At 63.2% G+C, this 26713-nt stretch carries 24 protein-coding genes; 14 read left to right on the forward strand and 10 right to left on the reverse strand.

Going from position 1 to position 26713, the window contains the following annotated elements; all coding sequences use genetic code 11:
- Positions 1–140 precede the first annotated feature (140 nt).
- From C7450_RS32310 to C7450_RS32320, 3 genes are read right to left on the reverse strand one after another with little or no spacing between them, the layout of a single operon-like run.
- A complete protein-coding gene (locus C7450_RS32310) occupies positions 141–488 on the reverse strand; it encodes a hypothetical protein (RefSeq protein WP_110378531.1) in 348 nt (115 codons plus the stop codon).
- Positions 485–2149 carry a type IV secretory system conjugative DNA transfer family protein gene (locus tag C7450_RS32315; protein ID WP_110378532.1) on the reverse strand — a complete coding sequence of 555 codons (1665 nt, stop codon included), beginning with the start codon at positions 2147–2149 and terminating at the stop codon, positions 485–487. The genes C7450_RS32310 and C7450_RS32315 overlap by 4 nt, the downstream gene beginning before the upstream one ends.
- Complete coding sequence (locus tag C7450_RS32320; RefSeq protein ID WP_110378533.1) at positions 2146–2436, reverse strand: mobilization protein; 291 nt, start codon at positions 2434–2436, stop codon at positions 2146–2148. Before C7450_RS32320 ends, C7450_RS32315 begins: the two co-directional genes overlap by 4 nt.
- A gap of 254 nt (positions 2437–2690) precedes the next feature.
- On the opposite strand from C7450_RS32320, the gene traA reads away from it, so the two are divergent.
- Positions 2691–6377 (forward strand): Ti-type conjugative transfer relaxase TraA, encoded by a 3687-nt coding sequence (traA, locus tag C7450_RS32325; protein WP_110378534.1) that lies wholly within the window; start codon positions 2691–2693, stop codon positions 6375–6377.
- A gap of 8 nt (positions 6378–6385) precedes the next feature.
- Positions 6386–7129: a DUF6118 family protein gene (locus C7450_RS32330; RefSeq protein ID WP_110378535.1), complete on the forward strand. Its 744-nt coding sequence runs from the start codon at positions 6386–6388 to the stop codon at positions 7127–7129.
- A 201-nt stretch (positions 7130–7330) separates the two neighbouring features.
- Here the strand turns inward: C7450_RS32330 and C7450_RS32335 are convergent, their stop codons facing one another.
- The 4 genes from C7450_RS32335 to C7450_RS32350 are packed head-to-tail and all read right to left on the reverse strand — an operon-like array spanning position 7331 to position 11770.
- Entirely contained in the window at positions 7331–8062 is a 732-nt protein-coding gene (locus tag C7450_RS32335) for a FadR/GntR family transcriptional regulator (protein ID WP_110378536.1), read from the reverse strand.
- 2 nt (positions 8063–8064) lie between these two features.
- Positions 8065–9336, reverse strand: a complete 1272-nt coding sequence (locus C7450_RS32340; RefSeq protein WP_110378537.1) for a CaiB/BaiF CoA transferase family protein — start codon at positions 9334–9336, stop codon at positions 8065–8067.
- Positions 9336–10340: a DUF7065 domain-containing protein gene (locus C7450_RS32345; protein WP_146227620.1), complete on the reverse strand. Its 1005-nt coding sequence runs from the start codon at positions 10338–10340 to the stop codon at positions 9336–9338. The genes C7450_RS32340 and C7450_RS32345 overlap by 1 nt, the downstream gene beginning before the upstream one ends.
- Positions 10292–11770, reverse strand: a complete 1479-nt coding sequence (locus C7450_RS32350) for a phosphotransferase family protein (RefSeq protein ID WP_110378539.1) — start codon at positions 11768–11770, stop codon at positions 10292–10294. The genes C7450_RS32345 and C7450_RS32350 overlap by 49 nt, the downstream gene beginning before the upstream one ends.
- Before the next feature lie 197 nt (positions 11771–11967).
- Here C7450_RS32350 and C7450_RS32355 point away from each other — a divergent pair, with 197 nt between their 5' ends.
- The 10 genes from C7450_RS32355 (at position 11968) to C7450_RS32400 (ending at position 21807) form a co-directional block, all read left to right on the forward strand.
- Positions 11968–13200: an acetyl-CoA hydrolase/transferase family protein gene (locus tag C7450_RS32355; RefSeq protein ID WP_170147559.1), complete on the forward strand. Its 1233-nt coding sequence runs from the start codon at positions 11968–11970 to the stop codon at positions 13198–13200.
- Positions 13197–14126, forward strand: coding sequence for a 3,5-dioxohexanoate:acetyl-CoA acetone transferase (kce, locus tag C7450_RS32360; RefSeq protein WP_110378541.1), 930 nt, complete (start codon positions 13197–13199; stop codon positions 14124–14126). Before C7450_RS32355 ends, kce begins: the two co-directional genes overlap by 4 nt.
- Before the next feature lie 2 nt (positions 14127–14128).
- Positions 14129–15160 carry an NADP-dependent oxidoreductase gene (locus tag C7450_RS32365; protein WP_210206605.1) on the forward strand — a complete coding sequence of 344 codons (1032 nt, stop codon included), beginning with the start codon at positions 14129–14131 and terminating at the stop codon, positions 15158–15160.
- Positions 15161–15169: 9 nt separating this feature from the next.
- A complete protein-coding gene (locus tag C7450_RS32370) occupies positions 15170–16336 on the forward strand; it encodes an acyl-CoA dehydrogenase family protein (protein WP_110378542.1) in 1167 nt (388 codons plus the stop codon).
- Between the two features lie 34 nt (positions 16337–16370).
- Positions 16371–16835: a tripartite tricarboxylate transporter TctB family protein gene (locus C7450_RS32375; RefSeq protein WP_110378543.1), complete on the forward strand. Its 465-nt coding sequence runs from the start codon at positions 16371–16373 to the stop codon at positions 16833–16835.
- Positions 16836–16845: 10 nt separating this feature from the next.
- Positions 16846–18348, forward strand: coding sequence for a tripartite tricarboxylate transporter permease (locus tag C7450_RS32380; protein WP_110378552.1), 1503 nt, complete (start codon positions 16846–16848; stop codon positions 18346–18348).
- An 84-nt stretch (positions 18349–18432) separates the two neighbouring features.
- The gene (locus C7450_RS32385) at positions 18433–19425 is read left to right on the forward strand and encodes a Bug family tripartite tricarboxylate transporter substrate binding protein (RefSeq protein WP_110378544.1); all 993 of its coding nucleotides are present in this window, start codon (positions 18433–18435) and stop codon (positions 19423–19425) included.
- On the forward strand, positions 19422–20438 hold the full coding sequence (locus C7450_RS32390; protein WP_110378545.1) for an alpha/beta hydrolase: 1017 nt from the start codon (positions 19422–19424) through the stop codon (positions 20436–20438). The genes C7450_RS32385 and C7450_RS32390 overlap by 4 nt, the downstream gene beginning before the upstream one ends.
- Positions 20438–20905 (forward strand): MaoC family dehydratase, encoded by a 468-nt coding sequence (locus tag C7450_RS32395; RefSeq protein ID WP_110378553.1) that lies wholly within the window; start codon positions 20438–20440, stop codon positions 20903–20905. Before C7450_RS32390 ends, C7450_RS32395 begins: the two co-directional genes overlap by 1 nt.
- The gene (locus tag C7450_RS32400) at positions 20902–21807 is read left to right on the forward strand and encodes an HpcH/HpaI aldolase/citrate lyase family protein (protein WP_110378546.1); all 906 of its coding nucleotides are present in this window, start codon (positions 20902–20904) and stop codon (positions 21805–21807) included. Before C7450_RS32395 ends, C7450_RS32400 begins: the two co-directional genes overlap by 4 nt.
- A gap of 229 nt (positions 21808–22036) precedes the next feature.
- On the opposite strand, the gene C7450_RS32405 is transcribed toward C7450_RS32400, so the two are convergent.
- The 3 genes from C7450_RS32405 to C7450_RS32415 form a co-directional block, all read right to left on the reverse strand.
- Positions 22037–22354: a 2Fe-2S iron-sulfur cluster-binding protein gene (locus C7450_RS32405; RefSeq protein ID WP_110378547.1), complete on the reverse strand. Its 318-nt coding sequence runs from the start codon at positions 22352–22354 to the stop codon at positions 22037–22039.
- A gap of 72 nt (positions 22355–22426) precedes the next feature.
- Positions 22427–23680: an NAD(P)/FAD-dependent oxidoreductase gene (locus C7450_RS32410; protein WP_170147560.1), complete on the reverse strand. Its 1254-nt coding sequence runs from the start codon at positions 23678–23680 to the stop codon at positions 22427–22429.
- A gap of 18 nt (positions 23681–23698) precedes the next feature.
- Entirely contained in the window at positions 23699–24958 is a 1260-nt protein-coding gene (locus tag C7450_RS32415) for a cytochrome P450 (protein WP_110378549.1), read from the reverse strand.
- A 112-nt stretch (positions 24959–25070) separates the two neighbouring features.
- Between C7450_RS32415 and C7450_RS32420 the strand changes: the two genes are divergently transcribed.
- Both C7450_RS32420 and C7450_RS32425 read left to right on the forward strand, forming a co-directional pair.
- The gene (locus C7450_RS32420; RefSeq protein WP_110378550.1) at positions 25071–25979 is read left to right on the forward strand and encodes a LysR family transcriptional regulator; all 909 of its coding nucleotides are present in this window, start codon (positions 25071–25073) and stop codon (positions 25977–25979) included.
- Between the two features lie 173 nt (positions 25980–26152).
- Positions 26153–26713 (forward strand): recombinase family protein (locus tag C7450_RS32425; protein WP_110378554.1); only part of this gene is annotated, 561 nt, incomplete at its 3' end.

The following is a 26713-nucleotide window of genomic DNA, read 5'->3' on the forward strand; positions in this document are numbered from 1 at the left end:
TTGTTCCGTTCGCCGTCTCACATAGAAGACCACAGGGCGTAGGCCGCGACCACGACCGCCGCGAGAAACAGAAGAATGACGAGGGAGAGTTCTCCCGGCTGCCATCTATCGTCAAACATCGTCATCTCTCTCCAATGGCTTTAATGCACCGTGGGTTCGGCCATGAGCAGGAGTTCGACGGCCTCGTTCAGGACCTTGCGGAGCTTTCGCCATCCGGGCAGGTTCTGTTCGTTAACGCGCTCCTGAATAGCCGTCAGTGTCCAGCCGACGCAGGCAATATCGTCCGCCGCTCTGTAAGTGTCGGAGCGTTTAAAGCAGGCCACAATGCGGGGTCGAGCATCGCCATTGTCCAGCGGCATACTGGCGACCAACTCCTGCGCCTCCCGATAGGCGAGCGCGATACGCTGTCGATCTTCAGGACTGCTTTGCAGGATCATGCCGCAGGTCCAGACGAGGGTTTCCGATATATCCCTGGTTTCGCTTTTCATGCCTGGTCGAACAGCCCCCGGAACTCGGGATCGGCGTAATAGGCGAGCTTTCCGGCGAGGATCGGGCGTTGCCCTGCCAGGAACAGTAGTTCGACGTTTTGCGGCAGGTTGCGAACCTCATCAGGGGTGAGCAACGGGCGGCCGGAATGGTGCTCGCCGTAGGATATGCCGGACTTCTCGGAATCGAGCGCCTGGCCCATTGTCTTGAACACGGCGGTTTCCTGGCCGAGCAGATCGGACACGAGGCGGGCGCTGTCGTGATCGTTGACGCCGAACACCTGCAGGACGCCGGCGTTCGACAGGAAAGTGCCGGCGCGCGCGCCGTAGGTAGCGCGGAGCTGGTGAACGTCCTGCAGGATAGGCCAGAGCTGGACGCCATAGCCGGCCATGAGGCCCATAGCGCGCTCTACAGGGGCAAGGTGGCCGAGGGCGGCGAACTCATCCAGCAGATACAGCACCGGAGCAGGGGACGAGCTGGCGGCCCTTGCCATATCGGTGAGACTTTGGGTGACGAGCAGGCGCAGCCAGCGCGAATAGGTCGAGAGCCGATCGGGCGGCAGGACGAGGAACACCGTTCCGGTGCGCGCCTTCAAATCACGGAACGCGAAGTCCGACCGACCAAGCACGGCGGTCATGCGCGGCGAGTCGAGGAAATGGGTATGGCGCTGCGCGGCCGACAGCACGCCGGCCGCCTCGCGGTCGGACTTGCCGAGGTGGCGGTTTGCGGCGCGAGCGACCAGGCCGCCGGCGGCCGTGGACGCCTGCATGGCCTTGAGCAGCGCCGTGAAGGCGTCAGGGGCGAGTGTGAGATTGTCGCGGAGGGTGGCGAGTGTGCGCCGATCGCGCGGCTCGCTGGCGGCGACATGGAGGATGATGCCGGCGATCAGCGCCTTGGCTTCCTCGTTCCAATGCGTCTCGCCGGCCGTGCCGGGTTCGTCGTAGACCAGGGCGTCGGCCAGGGTGGAAGCATCCTCGGCCACGTCGAGGCCGTCAGGGTCGAGCGCATAGAGGGGATTGAAGGCGGACGGGGTTTGCCCGGTAATGCCGAAGGGGTCGAGGACGTGGACCGGCCCGAACTTCCGGCGGGCGCGGCCGGCGATCCTGGCATTCTCCCCCTTGGGGTCGATGCAGATCACGGAGCGGTTTGCGGTGAGCAGATTCGGGATGATGGTTCCGACGCCTTTGCCGGTCCTGGTCGGTGCCATCGTCAGCAGATGGGCCGGCCCGTCATAGCGCAGGAGCTTTCCGGTCTTGCTGTCGCGGCCGATCAGCAGGCCGGCTTGCGAGCGGGTGAGGGGAGCGGCTTCCTTGTCGGTGGCGAAGCGGGCCGAGCCGTGGGTGTCGGCGTCCATGTCCCCGAAATGCCGGATCATGGGCAGCGAGACGAGCCGGAACACGAACAGGGCGAGGAAGGCGGTGAAGCCGAGATTGCCGACATACCAGAGCGCATCGCCGCGCTGGATGCCGGCCCATTGCATGAGAGCCATGAGGCCGCCGCCGACGATGAACAGGACGAGGAAGAACAGCGCCCCCATCCTGACGACATAGCCGGCAGCACGGAAAGGGCCGGTGACGATCGCAACGAAGGCCCAGAGAGGATCGTTGCCGGCGGCGCGCAGCATGTTCTTGAAGGCGGCCCATGCCAGCCGGAAATCGGTCATGAGGCCGGCCTCCCGTCCCCGCCGGCGGCCGGGGCTGCAAGCAGATCGTCAAACAGTTCCTTGTCGCCGTCGCGGGTGAGGAAGCCGGGCAGCTCGCGGCGCAGCCAGTCGGGCAGGGCGCGCGAGATTTCATCGCGGCCATGTTCGAGGCGATGGAGGACGAGCGCACCGAGCAGCACCTTGCGGCGGGTATCGTTGGCGCGTTCCTGCTTGCCGAGTCGGGCCTTGAGGGTGGCGCGCTGCGCGTCCAGCTCGGCCAGTCTTTGTTCGATCGTCTTGCGCGCCATCGTATCGCCTCCCTCTTCCCGGTTGCGGCCGAGCCTAGCAGGTTTCGACAGGGCAGGGGAGCGTGATCGGTTCGAGCCTTGAAATCTCGGACTATCGGAGTCACAATTGCGGCCTCAATCGGATCGCAGAGAGCTTGCCGCAGCGCCACACCGGAGGCATGAGAAAGCGCAGCGATCGAATTACGAAGGGCGCACTTACGAGTTGCTACGCAACTCACGGCGCTGATCGGAGATCAGGGAAGGCAGAGCGCGCGTTGGCAATCTATCATGCAAGCATGAAGCCGGTTTCGCGGGCGAGCGGCCGCAGCGCCGTCGCCTCAGCCGCCTATCGTGCGGGCGAGCGCCTGACGAACGAACGCGACGGCATCACGCATGACTTCACCCGCAAGGAGGGTGTCGAGCACGCGGAAATCGTCTTGCCTGAGGGTTCGGACGCCGAATGGGCGCGGGGCCGTTCGGCCTTGTGGAACGCAGCAGAGGCGGCCGAGAACCGGAAAGACGCGCGTGTCGCCCGCGAGTTCGAGGTTGCCTTGCCGCACGAGCTGTCAGCCGAGCAGCGGCTTGAGCTGACGCGGGACTTTGCCCAGGACTTGGCGAACCGCTACGGGGCAGCCGTGGATTTCGCGATTCACCAGCCGCATGATGCGAGCGACGTTCGGAACCACCACGCGCACCTTTTGATGACGACGCGGCAGGTTACGGGGGAGGGGCTTGGCGACAAGACCTATATCGAGCGGGAAAACAAATGGCTGCTTTCCCATGACCTGCCGACGACGCAAATGCAGCTCCGCGACATTCGCCAATCGTGGGAGAGCCACGCGAACGAGCATCTGGCGCGCGCCGGGCTGGATATTCGGATCGACCATCGCTCGCACCTTGAGCGGGGGCTTGAGATCGCGCCGACCGAGCATATGGGCGTCCATGCCACGCAGATGGAGCGGCGCGGCCTCGACGTGTCGCGGGCACGGCTGGACGAGGATGCGGCCCGGCGCAATGCCGAGCTGATCCGCGAGAAGCCCGAGCAGGTTCTTTCCCTCATCACCGGCGAAAAGAGCGTGTTCGACCGGCACGATGTTGCGCGGGCGCTGCATCGCTACATCAACGATGACCCGCAGGAGTTCCACAACGCCTTTGCAACCGTGATGGCTTCGCCGGCGCTGGTCGAGTTGCAGGCCGAGCGCGCGGACCCGGCAACGGGCGAGATCGAGCTTGCGCGGTATTCGACGCGGGAAATGGTCGAGATCGAATCCGGCATGATCGAGAGCGCGCAGCGGATGCACCATGCGCATGGTCATGGCGTCGATCGCCGGCATGTCGAGCGCGCCATAGAAGCCCAGGACGCCGCCATTCAGCGCAGCGCCGGTGGAACGTCCACTCCGGGCGATGCTTCTTCCCGGCTGTCGGACGAGCAGCGGGCGGCGATCGAGCACGTCACTGGCCGGGAGCGGATCGCGGCCGTTGTCGGTTTCGCCGGCGCGGGCAAGAGCACGATGCTCGCGGCCGCGCGCGAGGCATGGGAGGCCGAGGGCTATCAGGTTCACGGCGCGGCCTTATCGGGGAAGGCGGCCGAGGGTTTGGAGGAATCTTCCGGCATTCAGAGCCGCACGCTGGCGTCATGGGAATATGGCTGGCAGGCCGACCGCGGCACGCTCGGCCGCGGCGACGTGTTCGTGATCGACGAGGCCGGCATGATCGGGAGCCGCCAGCTCGCCCGCTTCGTCACCGAGGCCGAGGCGCGCGGGGCGAAGATCGTCCTTGTAGGCGACCATGAGCAGCTACAGGCGATCGGGGCCGGCGCACCGTTCCGGGCGATCACGGAGGAAATCGGCCACGCCGAGCTTTCCGAGATACGTCGGCAGCGCGTGGACTGGCAGCGGGAGGCGTCCGTTGCCTTCGCCACGCACCGGACGGCCGAGGGCCTGGCCGCCTATCAGGAGCATGGCAATATCAGCTTTGCCGAAACCGGCGAGGACGCGCGGGGCCAGATCGTGCGCGACTACCTTGCCGATCGCGACGAGCGGCCGGACGGCACCCGCGTTGCGATGGCGCATCGCCGTGCCGATGTTCGCGCCATCAACGAGGCGATCCGGGCCGAGCTACAGGACCGGGGCGAGCTGGCGCGCGTCAGGGAGGCCGGCGACGTCGCCCAGGACGTCGACCAGGCGCAGGAGGGCCACGAGCGGGAAGGGTTTGGCCGGGCGCTGACCTTCCAGACCAATGACGGCAAGCGCGACTTTGCGACGGGCGACCGCATCGTGTTCCTCGAAAACAGTCGCGACCTTGGCGTGAAAAACGGGATGCTGGCGACGGTCGATCATGTCGAGCCTGGCCGGATCGTCGCCACGCTGGATCGTGGCGACAGCGTTTCCGTGCCGATGGGCGACTATCAGGCGATCGACCACGGCTATGCGACGACGATTCACAAGAACCAGGGCGCGACGGTCGATCGCGCCTATGTGCTGGCGTCGGGGACGATGGACCGGCATCTAACCTATGTCGCCATGACCCGGCATCGCGACGGGGCGCAGCTCTACGCGGCGCAGGACGAGTTCAGCGACCGGCAGGCCGGCCGCCTGGTCGAGCATGGGGCCGCGCCCTATGAGCATCAGCCGGGTAAGAGCGACAGCTATTTCGTGACGCTGGAAAACGACAAGGGCCAGCGTCATACCATTTGGGGCGTCGATCTTGAGCGGGCCATGAAGGGCGCGGAGCGCGCGCCCGAGATCGGGGACAGGATCGGCCTTGAGCATCGCGGATCGGAGCCGGTTCGGCTTCCAGACGGCCAGATGGTCGAGCGCCATGCGTGGAAGGTGCGGGACGCCGGCGAGCTGGCCTATAGCCAGCTTGAAAATCGGCTGTCGCGGTCGGGCGTGAAGGAAACCACGCTCGACTATACGCGCGACTTTGCCGAGCGGCGCGGGGTCGCGGAGCGCATGGGCGTCCGCAGCGAGATCGAGATTCCGGTCGAGCACGCCGGGCTACGTGCGGAGCGGGAGTCGACGGCCGAGGACCCACGTAGTGGGGATGCGCTTGATCGGAGATCCTCGCAAAAAGTCGGTGCGGATCTCGCGCAGGATCTTCGTGCAGATCCGCGCGAGGATATTGCCCAGGATCGGGGCGACGATCGGCAGCAGCGCCGCAGCCGGTTCGAGGGCCTGAAATTGTCGCGGGGCGCGTCGGCCGAGCGGCCGGCCGCGCCGGATCGCGACGAGCTGGCCCAGGAGCGCCCGCAAGCGGCCGAGAAGCAGCGGCGCGGTATGTTCGACAGGTTGCGACTCAATGCCGGCCGTGGGGCTTCCCAGGAGCCGGGAGAAGGGCCGGCAAGGGAAGGGAGCTTGCGGCAGGCGCCGGCGCAGGACCGGCTTGCGGAGCGGTTGCGGCCGCAGTCGCCGCTTGAGCAGGCCGTTGACCGCTACGCTCGCGCTTATGAATCGACACACCGGCATCAGCGCGAGGGGCTTCCTGTCCTCGACGGGCAGCGCGAGGAATTGCGGCAGGCCGGTCAGCAGCTCGACCAGGCGCGGCCTGGCGCGCGCGAGCTGATGCGGTCGGCGCTGCAATACGACCCGGACATGCAGCGCAGCATGACCGAGCTTTCCGGCCGGGATCGGGTCGGCCAGGTCATCGAGCGGCTGGACCACGAGCGCGCCATGCAGGCCGACCCGAACGTCAGGGCCGACCGCTTCGTTGAACGCTGGCAGGCGTTGCAGGAGCAGCGCCACCAGCTTCGCGGCTGGCAGCACGACGAGGCGCGCGGCAAGGTGGAAGGCCAGATGCAGGGCCTTGCCAAGAGCCTTGAACGCGACCCGCAGATTGAATCCGTGCTGCGCAATCGCCGGCAGGAACTCGGGATCGGCCAGCACATGCGCCAGAACGAGGGGATTTCGCGCGAACTGCAACAGAGCCTCACGCGCGGCCGCAGCATCGGGCTTGAACGGTAGGAGACGCCATGACGGACGACGACAGGGAAGGATTCGAGCCGGAAGTGTCGGCCGAGGACACCGGCGACCCGGCCGCCGCGTTCGAGGCGTTGCGGCGCACGGTCGAGAAGCAGGGTGGCCAGCTCGGCGCGGAAATGACAATCATCCGCAAGGGCGTTGAGCTGGCGTTGGAGCAGTCCGAGAAGGTTCTGAAGCAGCCCGATTATGGTCCCGATCTTGGCAAGATCATCCAGTTCCTCGCCGTCGTCGATGAGCGGTTAGAGGCGGTCGAGCAATCGCCCATCCTGCGCAATGGGCCGGAGCACTATGCCCGCGCGCTCGAGCGCAGCGGCGAGAGCCTGGTGAAGACCGCCGCGCAGCAGCTCGAGGGGAAAGGCCGTGACCTCGAGCGCGAGGCGCTCAATCTGGCTGCCTATACCAAGAGCGCCTACGATCGGCGCTCGCAGGATTTGCGCATGTGGATCGCGGGCGGCATCGGCCTGCTCGCCGGCGCGCTCCTGGTGCTGCTCTTGCCGCGCATCCTGCCGTTTGCGGCAGACACCCATGTTGCGGCGATCGTCATAGGTCAGAATCGTTGGAGCGCCGGCGTCACCATGATGCAGACGGCGGACCCCGGCGGCTGGCGGGGCGTGGTCAATGCCTCGCAGCTCGCGCGTGACAACGCCGAGGCGATTGGCCAATGCGCTGAGGCCGCGCGCACGGCCGGCGCGGATCAGCGATGCACAATAATCGTGTCCGCGTCAGCTCGTTAGACTAGTGTTCGCGGGCAAGATGTATTCATAGTTTGAGAGCGGCGATTGCGACGAAACCGATAAGATTCCTTGGCCTTGACTTGCGGAAACGGATCGCGCCTGTTGCTTTCTCGACCATTTCTCCTGCGCGCTATCCACATCATGTAACGCCAATTGTCTTGGGCAGGGCGACAGCCGCGATCTCGTTCAGCCGGCATGTAGTCAAAGCGTGTTCTTCATCTCGCCGGTCGCAATTTCGCGATAGCCGATCACATGGCGCGCCATGCGCCGTTCAGCTTGTTCGCCGTTTTGCGTCCGGATCGCCTCCAGAATAGCGCTATGGGCTTTGACAGCTACCAGACGTAACTCCGGCGTGGTGACATGCTGATAGTCCATCGCGTCACGCACCGGCATGGCGATGGCTTCCATCAGCGCGGTCAGCGGCTCGTTTCCGCTCGCGCGTGCAACAGCGAGGTGCCAATCGAGGTTGATCGCCTTGTAGAGGCGTACGTCTGTCACCGATTCTACGAAGGTCTCGTGCAGCGCCGTCATCTCCTCCAGTTGCGTCTGCGTGCGGTTGCGCGCGGCAAGGCGGGCAAGCGTTGGTTCGATCGCGACCCGGCATTCCAGTAGGGAATCGAGCCGCACTCCGTGCGTGCGCACAAACAGCTCGACCGACCGGGCGACGGCGTCGCGCTCCGGCCGCGTGACGATGGATCCGCCAGAGCGACCCACCTTGGTGGTGATCAGCCCCTCGGTTTCCAGCATTCGCAGCGCATCACGCACCGATGCCCGGCTCAGCCCGCTCTGGCTGACGAGGGTACGTTCGTTCGGCAGAAAATCCCCCGGCGAGAAGGCGCCATCCACGATCATCCTCCGCAGCGTCGAGGCCAGAACATCCGCCGGCTTCGGAACGCTGATCGGTGAGATCCGGCTGCGTGTCTTCTCATCCATTTCTATTGCCGCACTCCGTCTGCCTCTGATGTTCGCGCCACATTGCGGGTGCGTTGCTTGCAATGATCATGCTCCGGATACATATCGTTCTCCGGGCCCCGACCATTGTGGAGCTCGGCCAGTATCCTCTGCGTATCCGCCCCCAGCGGGCGACTGGGGGTCAGTTCCACTGGTGGCACCCCGTCAAAGCGCAGTGGCGATTGTTGTACTACGATCTGCCCCAACTCGGGATGATCCTGTCGGATCAGCGCGCCCCGTGCGTGCATATTCGGGTCGTCCATCACCTCGACCAGCGTGCGCACTGGGGCGCAGGGCACCCGGACGGCCATCAGTGCGGCGAACAGCTCTTGTTTCGTCTGGGTGGCTGTCCATGCTGCGATCTCGGCGTCGAGCGCGTCGATATTGGCTACCCGGGTGGCGAGCGAGACGAAACGCGGATCGGATGCCAACTCAGGGCGTCCCATCACGGCGGTGAGGGCGCGCCAGTGGACATCGCCCACGCAGATCACGGCGACATGGCCATCGCTCGCGGGGTAGACGTTGTAGGGAGCCTCGGCCATCCCACTATGGCGGTTTCCGGTGCGGGGTGGCGGTGCCTCGGCTGGGGCGCCGGCAATCTGCTGCCCCCATTGAAGGCCGAGGCTGGAACTCATCGATGGATAGACCGCATCCTGCATCGCGACATCGAGCCGCCGGGCGATCCCCGTCCGCTCGCGTTGGAAAAGCGCCGTGACTATCGCTCCGTAAAGGTGCACGCCTGCGAAGAAGTCGCACAGGGCAGGGCCGGCTTTCACCGGCGGACGGTCGGGAAAACCCGTAGTATACATGATTCCCGACATGGCCTGGATGGTGAGATCCATCGCCGGATAAGCGCGATACGGGCCGTCATGCCCGAATCCGGAGGACGAGGCGTATATCAGCCGCGGATGGGCCGCCTGCAGCGCCGCGCTCCCGAGACCTAATCGCTCCATCGTGCCTGGCGCGAAATTCTCGACCAGCACATCCGCCCCGACAAGCAGACCGCGCAAGGCTTCCTTACCGTCATCGGTCTTGAGGTCGAGGACGATCGCCTCCTTGCAGGAGTTCAGCATAGCGAAGGGCAGGGCCGCGCCTCCGACCACGCCGCGCCGGCGCAGCGGCTCACCTCCCGGCGGTTCGATCTTGATCACGCGCGCGCCGGCGGCCGCCATCAGGAAAGTTGCATAGGGTCCGTTGTATATCTGGGTGAGATCGACAACAGTCACCCCGGCGAGCGGCTGTTCACGCGGATCCATCACTTCTCTCCCCTTGCGTGTCGCCTGGCCGCGGCCCAGTCGTGAACCGGCCACATGTCCTGATCCTCGCCGTGGCCAGTATTGCCGTTGATCGTCCATTCGATCAATCCATTCGAATCGATGAAGGAATGCCGGTTGATAACGATCCCGGAAAGCCTCCGCCCCTCAGCAAGCAGATCGCGCCCCAGCGCGTCCTTGGCCTCGATGACGATGCGGTTGACCCAGTGCTGTTCAGAGTCGCGCTCGACCCAGCGGCGCCCGGTGAGAAGGTCGGCGGCCTCGCCGTCGCGGATCTGGAAGCCGTAGGCGATGGCATAGTCGGGATCGTTCCATTTCGTCACCGCCAGAAAGGCGTCGTTCGGTGAGGCGATCCCGGTGACATAGGCGCTGCGGCCCGGCCGGTGTTCGGGGCGCGGCCCCCAACTGCGGTCGCGCATCGCGAGGCAGTCGATGTCGATCTCGCGCTCATGCAACTGGATCCTGCCGTGGACGCGGCCGAACTGGTCGAAATGGCTGAGTTTCTGGAACGATGATCCGGCCTTGGCCAGCGGCCGCGGAGGCATGACCGCATCGAAACGCAGGTCCATCGACACCATGCCTTCTTCCTCGTAGTTCAGTTCATAGCTGGTCAGCGGCTCGATCGTACGTATACGTGCGCCGGTCGGGAGGGCGATGTCGTCGAGATCCTGCTCTTGCGGCAAGCGCAAGGCGGTGAGGTTGCGCGAATACAGCACTTCCCAGGGCAGATGGGCCGAGGCATCCCAGAGCCATGCGCCTCCTGCCACGGTGCCGATATTGGGGCGCGCCATCGTGTAGATCCAGCCACCCAGCCCGATCTCGGGTTTGCAGAACGAGAACCAGGCCGTTTCGGTAATCCACCAGCGGTCGCTCATCTCGTCGAAGTGGAAACGGTCGTCGCGCTCGGTGATGACAGGCGGGATCCGGGATTCGTCGGTCATTCGATGTCTCTTTCTGCTTCTGCAAGGGGTGGAAAGCCGCGCCACGCGATGCTGCCGGACGAAGGCGCGGCGAGCTGCGCCTCGCGCGCCGCGTCGCGGGCGAAGAAGCGCAACAACACGTCGAACGGCAGGTCTTCGAGGTCACGTGGACGCGGGAAGCCGTCCTCTCCTGTTTCCGGTGCGTTGGCCACCGCGCGCAGCTCGGCGAGATCGGCCGCCCGGGCCCGGGCGGCAACGTCGGCATAGCGGTCCTTTTCGCGCAGGAACTTCAGAACCTTGGATATGTTCTTAGCAGTCGCGATTACGCCGGGCTCACTACTCTTCCCGGCGATTCCGAGACGAAGATCGTCCAGAACCCCGTCGAACAACGGCGTCAGATCGGTCTCGGGCGCGACGAGCGTTGGGCCCATCTCGATCCGGTGCCTGGTCGCGCTGGCAAGCGCGACCAGCACCAGCCGGCGGTTCAGCGCGCGCGAGACGATCGAATTTCCCGCTTCGCCGGTAACGTTGCGGTGGCGAAGGATGACGATCCGCGCCGAAACGAAGATGCGGTGATAAAGTAGCCGGGCCCGGTCTATCGATCGCCCCGCCGCCGCTTCATATTCGGCCAGCCGTTTCGGGAAATCCGGCACCGGCTCCATGACGCAGCGCATGCAGAACCAGGCGAGATCCTCCATCGGATCGCCGACATGCGCCAGTTCCCAGTCGACCAGCGCGGTCATCCTGCCGTCGAGATAAAGGAAGTTGCCCGGCCCCGCATCACCATGCACAAGTACCGGAGGATCGGAGGGATCGGGGACGTTCATGGCCAGCCAGCACATGACAAAATCGATCAGCGGATCGCGTATACCGGTTTCCTCATACATTGCCTGCCAGATGGCCAGTTCCTGCCGTATGCAGTCCGCTATTCGGCCCTGCCCGGGGGGGGCGATGCCGGTGCTTTCCAGCGGAATGCGATGCAGGTTGGCTATCGACTGCACGAAATCGCGCGAAATTTCGGCCTTCAGCGTGTCGTCCTTCAAATGGCGCAGTTCGCTGCGCCCCGGCGCCCGCTCAGTCAGGATGGCCTGCACTTCGGGGTGGATGGCAATCAGAGCAGGCGCTCTGACGGGCTGCCCGGCCAGGGCACGATAGAAGCTCGCCTCGCGCCAGACCGTGTAGGGTTCAGCCGAGGGCGGACGCGGTGGCTGATAGCGTAGATAGAGGGTTCTCGATGAACCATCCAGGCCGTTCACGTCTACCGCCCAGGAGCGGCAGCGGTTACCCCCCGAGATGGGCTGCCAGAGGGTGATCTCGCCTCCGACCGCCGCTGCCGCCCACTGACGCAGTTCGCCTTCCGTTGCGGCGCGGCCGGCATGCCCTGTTGGAGCGTGGTCGCGTGACATGCTCGCGGGGATCTTCCGGTCCTCGATTTTCGGTACGCTTCTTTCGGTCACTTCGATCACGCCCCGCGTTGGGAAATCCGTCGCGGCCACTGTTAAATAACTCGACAATGTAGATCAAATCAAATATCGATCATTTGATAGATATGCTGAAGGGGAGGTGGTGGAGCCGCATGGCCGGAATTCACTACACAGGGCAAGCTGCGGATCGTCAGGTTCCAGATCGCGTTTCTGTGGCGCTCTCCGGTGGTGGTGGCGAGTCGAAAGGCGACGCGTCACCCGCGGGCGCAATGGAGTCTGACGCTGTCGTGGCGCTCATCGCGCGTCTCTCGCCCGGTGAACGGCTGTTCGTGCCGGGGTCGGCGGCAGAAATTCCTGCCCTGTGGGCCGGCCTGTGCGCCCCTGATGCCCCCGCTTTCCAGGTGACGACAACGCTGGTGCCGGGCATCAACGCAACGCCCAACCCCACGGGCCCTCTCAGCAACCCCTTCGCGCTCCGTCGTTACGCCCCGGGGGTATTCCGACACCTGCCCCTGTCCTATGGTGGGTTCTTGCGTGCGCTGACGCATATGGAGTTCGATACCTGCATTCTTCATGTCGCGGCGCCGGATGCGCGCGGCCATGCATCGCTGGGACCGTCGGTCGAGTTCACGCCCATTGCGCTTTCACGGGCGCGGCGCTTCATCGCAGTGGTCAACCCGCAGCTTCCCGCGTTGCCCGGAGCGGTCTCGGTCGATCTGGCAGGCGCCGATCTCGTCGTGGAAATCGATGCCGGATTGCGTGCTTACGAGCCGGAGGGATCGGATCCCGTCTCGGTGGAGATCGCGCGGATCATCGCAGGCTTCGTGCCCGATGGCGCGGCGCTGCAATACGGGCTTGGCAAAATCCCTGACGCGCTCGCCGGAGCGTTGCGCCGACACCGGGGCTTACGGCTTCACTCCGGTATGCTCTCGGACGGGATGCGCGATCTGATGGAGGCCAATGCGCTTGATGAGGATTTCGTCCCCGTCTCCTGCGTCCACGTAGGCAGCGCGGCGCATTACGGCTGGCTGCGCGACCGACCCCGCATCGCAGTCCGTCCTGTCAGCGAAACCCACGCACCGGGCGCGCTCGCAAGGCTCGGCGGCCTTGTTGCGGTCAACGGCGCGCTGAGCGTCGATCTTTTCGGTCAGGCCAATCTGGAAACTGCCGGCGGGCGGGCGGTCAGCGGCGTGGGTGGTGCGGCGGATTTCGCCCGTGCGGCGTCGCTGGACCCGATGGGGATAAGCATCATCGGTTTGCCGTCGATCACGCCGAAAGGCGAGTCACGCATCGTGACGATGATCGAGGGTCCCTGTTCGCTGCCTCGTCACGACGTCGACGTGGTGGTTACCGAACACGGTGCAGCCGATCTGCGCGGCGCTGATGTGGAAACCCGCGCCGAGCGCCTCATCGCCATCGCGGCGCCGGAACACCAGGCGTCGTTGTCCGAGGCGTTCCACGCGGCGGTCTCGCGCCTCTATCCTGCAAGAGAGATGTCATGAAACGATCCGACAAGGTCATCATCAGTTGCGCAATCACCGGATCGATCCACACGCCGTCGATGTCGCCCTATCTGCCCGTCGCCGCCGAAGACATCGCAGTGCAGGCGATCGGCGCGGCGCAGGCCGGGGCCGCCATCCTGCACTTGCACGCACGCGAGCAGGGCACCGGGCGGCCGACACAAGCGATAGATGAATACGCGAGATTCTTGCCTGTGATTCGTGATGGTTGCGACGCGATCATCAACATCACTACTGGCGCGGGCCTCGGCATGTCGATGGATCAGCGTCTTGCCGCCGCCAACCATTTCCGCCCCGAGATTGCATCGATGAACATGGGGTCGTTCAACTTCAACATCTCGGGCGCGGCGCGGAGGGGCAATTTCCAACATGACTGGGAGCTGCCCTATCTGGAGATGACCAAGGATTTTATCCTGTCCAACACCTTTGCCCAGATCGAACGCGCGATGACCGAATTGGGCGCCCATGGCACCCGGTTCGAGTTCGAATGCTACGATACCGGTCATCTCTATAATCTGGCCCATTTCGCCGACCGCGAGCTGGTGAAGCCGCCATTCTTCGTACAGGCGATCTTCGGGATTCTCGGCGGGATCGGCGCCGAACCCGAGAATCTGATGTCCATGAAAGCGACTGCCGACCGGCTGTTCGGCGCGGACTACTACCTTTCGATTTTGGCCGCGGGGCGGCACCAGATTCCCTTCACGACATTGGGGGCGATCCTCGGCAGCCATGTTCGCGTGGGATTGGAGGACAACCTGTTCTTGACGAAGGGCGAGCTTGCGCCGTCGAACGCCGCCTTGGTGGAAAAGAGCCGGCGCATCCTCACCGAGCTGGGTCTGGCCATCGCGACGCCCGACGAGGCCCGGCAGATGCTCGGCACCAAGGGTCGGGCCAACGTCGGATTCTAGCGATGCCCTACGCCATTCCCGACTACGTCCTGCCCACGATCAACCGTCAGGTTCTGCTGACGGCGCGGCCCGACGGCATTCCGCGACCCGGACACTTCACTATTGTCGAAGCCCAGATACCCGCGCCGGGCGAGGAGCAGATCCTCGTGCGCAACATCTATCTTTCCGTCGATCCCGCACAGCGCGGCTGGTGTTCCGCCGAGGCGAACTATTCCGCACCGGTTGCGCTGGGCGCGCCCATGCGCGGGCTTGCGGTCGGCGTGGTGGTGCAATCGCGCGTGGGCGGGTTCAGCGAGGGCGATTTCGTCTATGGCTTCTTCGGTTGGCAGGATTACGCGGCGGTCGGTCCGCAGGCGGTCCTGCATCGCGCGGATGATAACCTACCGCTGGACGCCTTCGGCTCGCTGTTGGGCATCAACGGGATCACCGCCTATCTGGCACTGACCCGTCTGGGACGCCCCGAACCGGGGGACACGCTGGTCGTTTCAACGGGGGCGGGATCGGTCGGAAGTTTCGTCGGACAGATCGGCCGACATCTCGGCTGCCGCACGGTTGCCGTCGCCGGCGGTCCGGCCAAGGCCGCGCGGTGCCTGGAGCGGTTCGGCTATGACGCGGCCATCGACTACCACGACGACGATATCGGGAGCGCCCTCGCCGTAGCCGCAGAGGACGGGGTCGATATCTATTACGACAACACCGGTGGCCCCATCCTCGATGCTGTCCTGCGGCAGATGGCGGTCGCGGGGCGTATCGTGCAATGCGGCACCGCCTCGATCGCCTCGTGGACACCGGCTCCCACCGGACCCCGCAACGAGCGGGAGATACTAACGCGACGCCTGGTCTGGTCTGGTTTCGTCATCTTCGACCACATCGGTCGCTATGCGCAGGCGGCGAGCGACATGGCTCGTCTCTGGCAGGAGGGCAAGGTGCTCTATGATACCGATCTCGCCACCGGAATCGAAGCAGCACCCGGCGCCATCGCCAGACTCTACGCCGGCGACAATGCCGGCAAACTGCTTGTCTACATAGGTTGAGACCCTCGGATGCATATTGACCTGACCCCGGAACAGCGCGCAATCGATACCGGCGTGCGCGAGATATGCGCACAGTTTGATGACCAGTACTGGACCGACTGCGAAACCCATCTCCGGTTCCCGGAAGAATATTACCGGGCCATGGCAGACGGTGGCTGGCTCGGTATCACCATGCCGGAGGAAGTGGGCGGTTCCGCGCTTGGCGTTACCGAGGCAGCGATTATGATGCATGCGGCGACCTCGTCAAACGGCGGCTATTCCGCGGCGTCGGCAATTCACATCAATCTGTTCGGTCCGCATGCGATCGTGGTTCACGCGACCGACGAGCAGAAGAAGCGGTGGCTTGAACCCCTCGTGAAGGGCGAGGAGAAAGCCTGCTTCGGCGTAACCGAGCCCGATGCCGGTCTGGACACCACATCGATCAGGACCGTCGCCGACCGCGTGCAAGGCGGCTACATGGTGCGGGGTCGGAAGATGTGGACCTCGACCGGGCAGGTAGCTGACCGCATCATGTTGTTGACGCGCACCACGCCCAAGGCGGACTGCCGGCGACCGACTGACGGGATGACGCTGTTCTATACCCCGCTGGACCGCAACAAGATTGAGGTGCGCCGCATCCACAAGATGGGCCGCAACGCAGTGGATTCCAACGCGGTCTTCATAGATGGCCTGTTCGTGCCCGAGGCAGACCGGGTCGGGGAGGAAGGCCGGGGCTTCCACTATCTGCTCGATAGCCTGAACCCCGAACGCATACTCGTCGGCATCGAGGCCATCGGTGTGGGTCGCGATGCACTCGGCCGCGCCGCCCGGTATGCGCGCGAGCGCGTGGTCTTCGGCCGTCCCATTGGGCAGAACCAGGGGATTCAGCATCCGCTGGCCGAAGCCTGGGCATTTCTCGAATCTGCCTACTGGATGTGTTTGCGCGCGGCGTGGCTTTACGACAACGGCCGTGCGGCCGGGGCTGAGGCCAACGCCGCGAAGTTTCTTGCTGGCAGGGCCGCGTTCGACGCATGTACCAAGGCGGTCTTGACCCATGGCGGCATGGGCTATGCGCAGGAGTATCAGGTGGAGCGACTGTTCCGCGAATCCCTTCTGCCACGGATCGCGCCGGTGACCGAACAGCTAATCCTATCCTTCATCGCGGAACGGGTGCTCGACCTTCCAAAGTCCTACTGAATCGATCAGCGAAGTTCCGCCTGGGGAGGAGAACATGATGCTACGAAGACCGAAGGACAGCCTGACCGGGCTGGTCTTTCTCTTAATCGCAACGGGCACCTGGCTTCTGTGCCGAGAACTGAGCTACGGCACAGCGCGCAACATGGGGCCGGGCTACTTTCCTATCCTGCTGTCCTGGCTGCTAACGTTTTTGGGCGGCGTGTTGATCGTGCGGAGCTTTTTCGGATCTATCGAGCCGGTCGACCCTATGTCCTGGCGCGCCCTGCGGTCCATCGTGGCGGTTCTGGCAAGCTGCGTCCTGTTTGGGCTGCTCGTTCGACCGGCCGGGCTCGCGGTCGCGGTCATGGCGACCGTCCTCACCGGCGTGCTGGGCATGCAGGGCTATGGTCTGCGCTCGGCTCTCCTGACTGCGATAGTGCTTGCCGTAGGCTGCTGCCTGACCTTCGTGGCGCTGCTGGGGCTGCCGATCCCGGTTGTCGGCCCGCTGTTGGGGATGTGAGCCGATGATACTGGACCTTTTCGACAATCTGCAGATCGGCTTTGCCCACGTCGTCACGCCGATCAACCTGCTCTACTGCTTTATCGGCGTTTTCCTTGGCACCCTGATCGGTGTGTTGCCCGGGCTCGGCCCCGCGGCGACCATCGCAATCCTGTTGCCGATGACCTTCACCCTCGATCCGACAACTTCGCTCATCATGCTGGCGGGAATCTATTATGGCGCGCAATACGGCGGCTCGACCACCGCGATCCTCGTCAACCTGCCCGGCGAATCCTCGTCGGTGGTGACCGCACTCGACGGTTATCAGATGGCGCGGCAGGGGCGCGCGGGCCTCGCGCTTGCAACGGCGGCCCTTGCTTCGTTCTTTGCTGGAACGGTAGCTGCGCTGGTTATCGCCCTGGCGGGTCCGCTGATGGCTGCGGTGGCGCTCAGCTTCGGTGCGGCGGATTACTTTGCGCTCATGGTGCTGGGACTGACCGCCTCGGTGGCTTTGGCGCAAGGATCGCTGGTCAAGGCGTTGGGCATGGTGACCTTCGGCCTTATCGTCGGCCTTGTGGGGGTCGATGTGACCAGCGGTTCGAGCCGGATGACCTTCGGTCTGCCCGATCTTCTCGACGGCATATCCATCGTCGCGGTCGCCATGGGCCTGTTCGGTCTGGGTGAGATCATGCTCAACCTCACAGATGGAGAGGAGGCGCGGTCGCGCCAGAAGGAGCCGGTGCGCATTACTCTGCCCAACCGGCAGGAGATGAAACAGATCTCCGGCCCGGTGGTGCGTGGGACAGTGATCGGCTCGGTCCTCGGCATTCTGCCTGGCGGCGGGGCGTTGCTATCGTCCTTCACCGCTTATGCGGTGGAGAAGAAGATATCGAAAGAACCCTCGCGCTTCGGCAGGGGCGCCATTGAGGGAGTGGCCGCACCTGAGGCCGCGAACAACGCCGGGGCGCAGACCTCGCTCATCCCGTTGCTGACGCTGGGCCTACCGTCGAATGTCATCGCCGCGCTGATGGCTGGCGCTCTCATCATTCAGGGTATTCAGCCGGGGCCGCAGATCATCAGCAGCCAGCCAGCTTTGTTCTGGGGCCTCGTCGCCTCGATGTGGATCGGCAACTTGATGCTGGTGTTGCTGAACCTGCCCATGATCGGCCTGTGGGTGCGGTTGCTGAGGATGCCTTACAAGTTCCTTTTTCCAGCGATCCTCGTGTTCTGCTCTGTGGGCGTGTTCTCGCTCCAGTTCTCGAGCTTCAGCATATGGGTAATGGTCGTGTTCGGGGCGCTAGGCTACCTGCTGCGTCGTCTTGACTGCGAGCCCGCGCCCTTCCTGCTGGGCATGATCCTTGGCCCGATGATGGAAGAATACTTCCGTCGCGCCATGCTGCTGTCGCGCGGTGACCCGATGGTGTTCCTCGAGCGTCCCATCAGCGCGACGCTGCTCGTTCTGGCCGCGCTGGCGATGATTAGCATCAGCATCCCCGCACTGCGTGCCCGCCGCGACGCGGCTCTGAAAGAATGACCACAGACCCGCCATAAGCGGGCGGTCCCAACCGCCGGTTCGCCAGAAGGTGGCCGGCACCAACTGCAACCGGAGGAAAGAACGATGTTCAATTTCATTCAAACGTCGCGCTGCTCGAGCCTGTTAGGCGCGCTTTTAGGCGCCGCGCTCGTCGGTGCCACCGCAGCCCCCGCGCTGGCCGAGTTCCCTGAGCGGCCGGTTACGATCGTCGTGCCCTTCTCGCCGGGCAGCGGCACAGACACCGGCACCCGGGTCCTGTCGACCGTGCTCGAGCCGTTGCTGGGCCAGCCCATTGTCGTCGATAACCGCCCTGGCGGCAGCGGCGCGCTGGCCGCGAGCCTCGTCGCTCAGGCACCAGCCGACGGCTATATGTTGCTGATGGGGACCAACTCGACACAGAGTGCCAACCCGCTCTTGATCAAGAACCTCGGCTACGATCCGAAGGAAGATTTTCGTCCCATCGGCATGATCGCCACATTCGAGATGCTGTTAGCGGTGAATGCCGGATTCCCCGCCCAGACGGCTGAGGAACTGGTGGCCTATGCGCGCGAGAATCCCGGCAAGGTCACCTATGCCACGGGTAACGTTACTGGCTTGGTGGCGGGGTCGCTTTTCGCCAGCCGCCTCGGTCTGGACATGCTCCGCGTGCCCTATAAGAGCAATGCCGAGGCGTTGACGGATCTTGTAGGCGGGCAGGTGGACGTGATGTTTCCGGACATCGCCGCATCCATGCCATACGTGACCGCCGGTTCGCTGCGAGCGTTGTCGAGCGTCACGCTGGGCGAGGTTTCGCCGCTGGCGCCCGATCTGGTCCCGCTTTCGCAGACGCTGGTGCCCGAACTGAAGCTGGTGGGCTGGATAGGCCTCTTTGCCCCGGCTGATACATCAGATGCTGTGATCGCCAGGCTGGCCAGCGCGCTTGAGCAGGCCGTAAACGCCGGAGAGTTCCGTAGCAAGCTGTTGGCCGTCGGCGCAAATGCCAACTTCCTGCCGCCGGAGGCTCTGGCCGAGCATATAGCGGCCGAGCGCGAAAGGTTCGCGACGATCTTCGAAAGTGTGGGAATGGAACCGCAATGACTCTGCTCGACAGCGAATCTCGGGCTCTGCTCGACGATATCCTGCCGCGCTATTCGCCTGCCCCTGGCATGCCCTCCGAAGAGGTGCGGCGCCGGGCACTGGAACTCGGCCGGCTCCTCCAGGGGGAGCCGGTCAGCATGGCCGCGATAACTGACATCTCCATTCCCCCGACGGGCTTGGTCCCGATCCGTCTCTACCGGCCCGCGGCGGCGGATGGTGGCTGGATGCTGTGGATACATGGCGGCGGCTTTGTCAGCGGCGGGTTGGACACCCACGATCTGCTGTGCAGACGGCTTGCCGATGGCTGCGGACAGACCGTCATCTCGCTCGACTATCGGCTCGCACCGGAAAACCCGTACCCGGCAGCGCTGGACGATTGTCTGGCGGTGCTGGACTGGCTGATGGCGCGAGGAACGCAATCCGGACTCGACCCGGAACGCGGGGCTATCGGCGGCAGCAGCGCGGGCGGCAACCTGGCTGCAGCCGTGACGATCGCCCGCCGGGGGCGGGAAGGACCGGGCTTGCGATGCCAGGTGCTGGTCTATCCTTGCGTCGATGCGACCATGTCTATGTCGCGGTACGCAACCCATGGCGAAGGTTATCAGCTCACCTCGGCGATGATGGCACATTATCTGGATGCCTATTGTGGTGCTGCACCGGTGCGAGACCAGCCGCTGCTGTCGCCGTTCTTCGCGCCGGATCTCACCGGTCTGCCGCCCGCCCATGTGGCCATCGCTGAGCTTGATCCGTTGTCGGAGGAGGCCGGCGCCTATGCCACGCGGCTCGCTGACAGCGGCGTTCCGGTCGAACGCTGCAACTATCTCGGCGTCATGCATGGGTTCTTTGCACAGGCCGGGGTCCTGACGAAAGCGCGGGAAGCCCAACGCGCGGCCTGCGACTTCCTGCGTGTTCACCTGCGGAGGGCTGATGCCCGCAACCCGGGCTCGAGGCCCGAGAACAAGGGCTGCGCGGGAGCCGATCGCGACTCCGCACGGAACAAGGGAGCCAAATGATGCCGGGGCTATATTTCGACGAACTGATGGTCGGACAGATGTTCGATCACCCGTTGCGGCGGACGGTGACGGAGATGGACAATGTTCTGTTCTCGTCGCTGACGCACAATCCCGCGCTTCTGCATCTGGACGAGGAATATTGTCGCACCGAGACCGAGTTCGGCCAGCGTCTCGTCAACTCGGCCTTCACCTTGGGCCTCATGGTCGGAATTTCCGTGGGCGACACGACGCTCGGCACTGCGGTCGCCAATCTAGGCTGGGATGAGGTGCGTTTTCCCCACCCGGTCTTTCATGGCGATACGATCCGGGTCGAGACGGAAGTGCTCGAACTCCGCGAATCGAGATCGCGACCCCATGCCGGGATTGTCACCTTCCAGCATCGTGCATACAACCAACAAGGCAAGCTCGTGGCGATCTGCAAGCGTTCGGGGCTGCAATTGAAGCGTCCGCAGGCGGTGCGGGCATGACCGCCGCGCGTTCCTGGCTGTTCATCCCCGGAGACAGCGAGAAGAAGCTCGGCAAGGCAGACGCGACTGGTGCTGATGCGCTCATTGTCGACCTTGAGGATTCCGTAGCCCCGGCCCACAAGGCCGAGGCCCGCATCATGGTCCTTGCCTTCCTGAAGGCCCACACGCCGGGCCAGCGGTCGGCGCAGCTCTACGTACGGATAAATCCGCTCGATGAGGGTGCGCTTGAGGATCTGGCTGCCGTCATGCCCGGAATGCCGGACGGAATTATGCTCCCCAAGATATTCGGCGCAGGCTGTGTCGAGCGCCTATCGCACTATCTCGACGCTTTCGAGGCGGCCGGCGGCATCGCGCGAGGCGCCACGCGGATCATCCCCGTCGCTACCGAGACACCACGAGCGGCCCTGACGCTGGCGGGTTTTTCCGAGCGGCGCCTGCCGCGCCTGTCGGCCATGACATGGGGAGCTGAGGATCTCTCCACAGCACTCGGCGCGACGACCAATCTCGGGTCGGATGGGCAGTGGTCGCTGGTATACCAGATCACAAGGGCCAGCGTGCTGCTGGCGGCGAAAGCGGCCGGAGTTGCGGCGATCGACACACTGTACGCCGATTTCCGCGACGATGCCGGACTGCGCGCCTCCTGCCGAGTGGGGGCCGCCGAAGGATTCGACGGCCGGATCGCGATCCACCCCGCGCAGGTCTCCGCCATTAACGCCTGTTTTACTCCTTCTGATGACGACATCGCTCATGCCATGCGTGTAATCGCGGCTTTCGATGCAACACCCGACGCAGGAACGGTAGGCCTCGACGGCATTATGCTCGACATTCCGCATCTCAAGCAGGCGCAGGCCGTCATCGCCAAACACGCGACCTTCGTAAGACGAAGTTCTGGGTCAGGTTAGCGTAGGGCGGCTGTCAATGACCGTGGCATCTGGCGCTGTTCGCCTTTGTGGCCTCCTCCATGGTCAAAACCATGAAGAAGGCCCGCCAAGCCGATCCAGCGTCGGGGGGCAAGTCCACCATACTTCAAGATGGATCCATTCAATGGCGTGGATGGGGGGTGCATGCCTGTGCGCGGGTGGTTCTGGGCTGCGGCACCGGAAGATCTCCGCCTGTTGCCCGCGCACTCCCTCAGTACGAAGGCGGTATTTCAATCGTGATTCCGTCGATGGCTTCGACAACGATCATTTGACAAGCCAAACGAGACAAAGGCTCTTGGAAATAATCGCTGTCTTGCAGCAGTTCGATTTCCGCCTCGCTGCGATCAGTAAATACATTCGCAATTTCCGCCGGGACGAGCACATGGCATGTCGCGCAAGCACAATTTCCTCCACACGATGCCAACATCGGCAAGCCCGCATCGCGGATGCTGTGCATTAAGGGCTCACCCTCATTCGCTTCTATCGTGTGGATACGGCCTTTTGGGTCAACGACATTGACTTTAACCACTTTAGCATGACCTCCACTTTACCTTATGATCAGTATGCCAAGCACCCAAGTCAGTTCCGAGCATTGATCGGATTATGCGATATGGACTTTTGACAAGGTTTGAATTGCGACACACGCGCTGAGCGGAATCTGCGCGTTCTTGGCAAGGTCAAAATCAACGGCCATGCAGTCTCGAATCAAACTAATCGCTGCCCGGCAGTCCCGTTGAGCGTTTACCGTTTCGATACCGCAAAGAGATCCACCCTTATCCCGATGGAGGATCGAGAAGGAATCTCGTGCTGGTTCACCTCGGATGAGGCCCTTCGAATCTGGGTTTAGGAAACCTGCCGAGTGCAGCTTCGAGGTGAACTGATCTGACCAGAAATAGGGTATGGCCCTATATGGCTTGTCGGTAGCGCCTAACATCGCGTTAACAACGGCCTCGGATTGGTCATTTGCGTTTTGAATACATTCAAGGCGCATCATCTCGCCGTTCATTGCAGGATGAAGTGCGACATCGCCAGCAGCAAAAATGTCTGGGGCGGATGTTCGCCCGAACTCATCGACAACGATGCCGTTATGACAGGTGAGGCCAGCTTGCCGCGCCAACTGGTCGCATGCCACCACGCCTACGCCGATCAATGCGACATCTGCTGGAATGATCTCGCCGCTCGAAAGGCTAACGCCTTCCAGCTTTTGACTGCCTACGAATGCGATAACCTGTTCGCCGAGCCGGAACTCGACTCCATTCGCCTCGTGGATGCTCTGCATGTATTGCGAGATTGGCTCGGACGATACCCGCGCTAATATTCTTGGCTCACGCTCGACCACCATAACATGACAGCCCCGCTTTATCGCCGCCGCTGCTACTTCCAGACCGACATAGCCACCGCCCACGATGGTAATGCGTTTCATCCCCTGCATGCGAGTTGCTAGATCGACTGCATGCGAAAGGTTGCGCAATTCCAGAACCCCTTCTAGCGAACGCCCATTGACAGAAAGGGTCCGGGGGTGCGAGCCGGTTGCGAGCAGTAACTGATCGTAGCTCAGCGTCTCTCCGCTACCCAAGTGCAGTCTGTGGCCGAGAGCATCGACGCGAACGACGACCTCACCCAGTCGCAAGGAAATTTCCTTGCGACTATAGAAATCGGGCGTCCGGAATTGAAGCTTTTCCGGCGGCAACGCGTCGGTCAGAAAGGCTTTCGACAGAGGGGGGCGCTGATAGGGATAGTATTTGTCCTGGTCGATCAGGGTTATCGATCCTTCAAAGCCTGCGGCACGAAGCGTTGTTACCGCTTGGAATCCGGCATGTCCTCCGCCGACGACAACAATGTGCTCTTTTGCCATAGAGGATTTTTCCATGACTCAGATGCCTTGAGGCGCCGCGATGAGATTCTGGGAGCCGGCTTTCGGCGTCATGGAGACAAAAAGGGACTTCAGTCCGACTAGATCGCCAGTGCCGCCGACGATCGGTATAGCTTGGCGGGTGTGATCCAATCGGACGTCCTTCAGCTTCTGGACTGCGATATCAAGAAGAGTGCGAGCCTCCAACCGTGCCAGCCAAGCACCGACACATGCGTGAACCCCATAGCCAAATGAAACATGACCGGAGGTGTCTCGGGATGGATCGAACACTTCTCCATTGGGGAACTTTGCCTCGTCACGGTTGGCCGAGGCCAGTATGATCCGTACATGGGCGTTGGCCGGGAGAGTTACGCCACCGACTGTGACCTCGTCGACAGTGGTGCGTCGCAGGCGCGATGTTGATGGTTTCCAGCGCACCATCTCCTCGATGAACCCCGGAATCGATTCAGGCTCAGCTGCGAGCCTGTCCAGCCATGCCGAGTCCGAGGCGAGCATTGCGAAACAGTTGCCGATCAAGATGCGCGTCGTGCTATGCCCGCCACTGAAGATCAACGCGCCGAAGTTGCTTACCTCAAGTTCACTGATTGCCCCTTCATCCCAAGCAACAGCAAGTCTCCTGAGAATCGTATCTTCGCTCGATCGTCTGGCACGATTAACGTGATAAAGCATCGCATCTAGGAGCTTTTGCCTGCCGCTTTCGAATTTCGCCGCGACCTCTGAGGTCATCGGGACGCCACGTGTATCCCGGCCCAGGATTTGCGAGGCATCGTCTGCCCAGCCTACGAATTCCAAAGCCGAATTGGTTGGCAGTCCGATGATCTGACAGATTGCTTCTGCGGCCATCTTGGCTGCGAATGTAGCGATGTCGCCACCGCCCTCGTCGAGAAAACAGGCGAAGTCCGTGTTGATTTTGATGCGTATGCCCTCTTCAAGGGCAGCCACGGCCTTTGGTGTAAATGATGGTGCAATAATCTGACGCAGCCTAGGATGGTCCGGCGCATCCATGATGTTCATGGCCGCATGGACGGCGTTGGCGGGATGGCTCGACGAAAACTTCTTGGGTTGCCGAAGTATCGAAACAACGTCGTCATATCGCGTGAAGATCCAGTAGTCGGTACCAGCCGCAGAGAAGCGCGTGATCGGCGCATTCTCACGCAGCCACCTGTAATGTGCATATGGATCGATTTGTATGCTCGCATCGAAGAGATCGAACGGTGCTATGTGGTCGGGCCACGAAAGCTCATCTGTATAGGGAACCATCACCGAGCCTCAAATTTGGTCGCTTCACTACACATCACATGTGATAATAGCACAATTATAATATTCCTATCTTTTCGATATCAAAATTGGATCACTGAGGAGGGATGTCAGCATGAACCTGACCGGATTGCGGTATTTCGCCGAGGTGGCCGAGCAAGGAAGCTTTCGAAAGGCCTCCCTGCGCCTGCGTATCGCGCAGCCGGCGGTCAGCCGGCAGGTAAAGCTTCTTGAAGAAGAACTCGGCGTGGAACTTTTTGTGCGGCACGGTCGCGGCGTCCTTCTGACGGAGAGCGGCGAGACCTTATTGCGTGGTGCTCGTTCAATGCTGAGTCTGTCTGAGCAGATCCGTGCGGATATCGGGGCAATATCTCAGACGCCGACCGGACACATAAGGTTGGGTTTCCAGCCTTCGGCCGGTCGTCTTCTCGCTGGCCGGTGTCTGGCGGAGTTTTGCCGTGTTCACCCGAACGTCACCTTCGAAGTGTTCGACGGGCTATCTCAGGTCGTCGGCGAACGCATCCTCAACGGCCAGCTCGATATGGGCATTTACAATCCCGGCGCCGCAAATCCCTATCTCATTGCGACACCGCTTTATGAAAAGCCGATCTGGGCTATAGCACATCCTGACCGCCCCCTTGGGCCTGATACCCATCTGACCGTGGCGGCATTGGCGGCCTATCCGTTGATCGCCGCAGCGTCGGTCTTCCGCCAAGTCCTGAGAGCCGGTCCCGAGGGGGCATTCAAGCTGGCGATTGAACTGAATGGCTTCAGCATCTCGTCTGATCTTCTGGCCAGAAACGCCGGCGTCCTGCTCTGCCCCCCTGAGATGTTCTGTAATGAACTCGACGCTGGCGTGTTTCATGGACGCCCGGTTTCCGGTTTATCCACGCTAGCAAGCATTGTCAGGCGAAGCGACGTCCCCCCAAGCCGAGCGATGATTGAATTCGAGCGTCATGTAATTGAGCTCTCCCAGCCGAATCTAATCTCGGGTGACATTATGTCTATTTCAAGCATCTCGTGAAAACCTCACCCATGGCGCGTCGCATAATTTCTAAAACCTGCAACACTTCCCGAGGGCCGGTTTTCCGGCCCTTTTCGTGTCGCGCGTCATTGTCGCAAGTGGTAGAAATCCTGCGACATGATTTGCGACAGGGGAAAGCCGTGGGCGACCGATCAGATTCCGACGCCGGCCGAGTGCTCATCGGCTATGCCCGCGTCTCGACGCGCGGCCAGGACCTCGACCAGCAGCGCGCCGCCCTTGGTGCGGCCGGCTGCGTCCGCATCTTTGAGGAAAAGGCGTCCGGGGCGAAGCGCGACCGGCCCGAGCTGGCGCGGATGCTCGACCATCTGCGCGCCGGCGACGTGGTGACGATCACCAGGCTGGACCGCCTCGCCCGATCGACCGGCGACCTTCTCAACATCGCGGAGCGGATCAAGGACGCCGGCGCTGGTCTGCGTTCCCTGGCCGAGCCGTGGGCTGACACGACGACGCCGGCCGGGCGCATGGTGCTGACCGTGTTCGCCGGCATCGCCGATTTCGAGCGATGCTTGATCGCGGAGCGCACGAGCGCCGGCCGGATCGCGGCCAAGGCGCGGGGCGTGCGGTTCGGCCCCTCCCCTGCCCTTTCGGCCGATCAGATCGCGCACGCCCGCCAGCTCATCAGCGAGGACAAGAAGCCGGTGGCGGAAGTCGCCCGGCTCCTGAAGGTGCATCGTGCCACGCTCTACCGGGCGCTTGAAAGCACAGCAGGCCGC

It is taken from the genome of Chelatococcus asaccharovorans (assembly GCF_003201475.1).
Lineage (GTDB): Bacteria > Pseudomonadota > Alphaproteobacteria > Rhizobiales > Beijerinckiaceae > Chelatococcus > Chelatococcus asaccharovorans.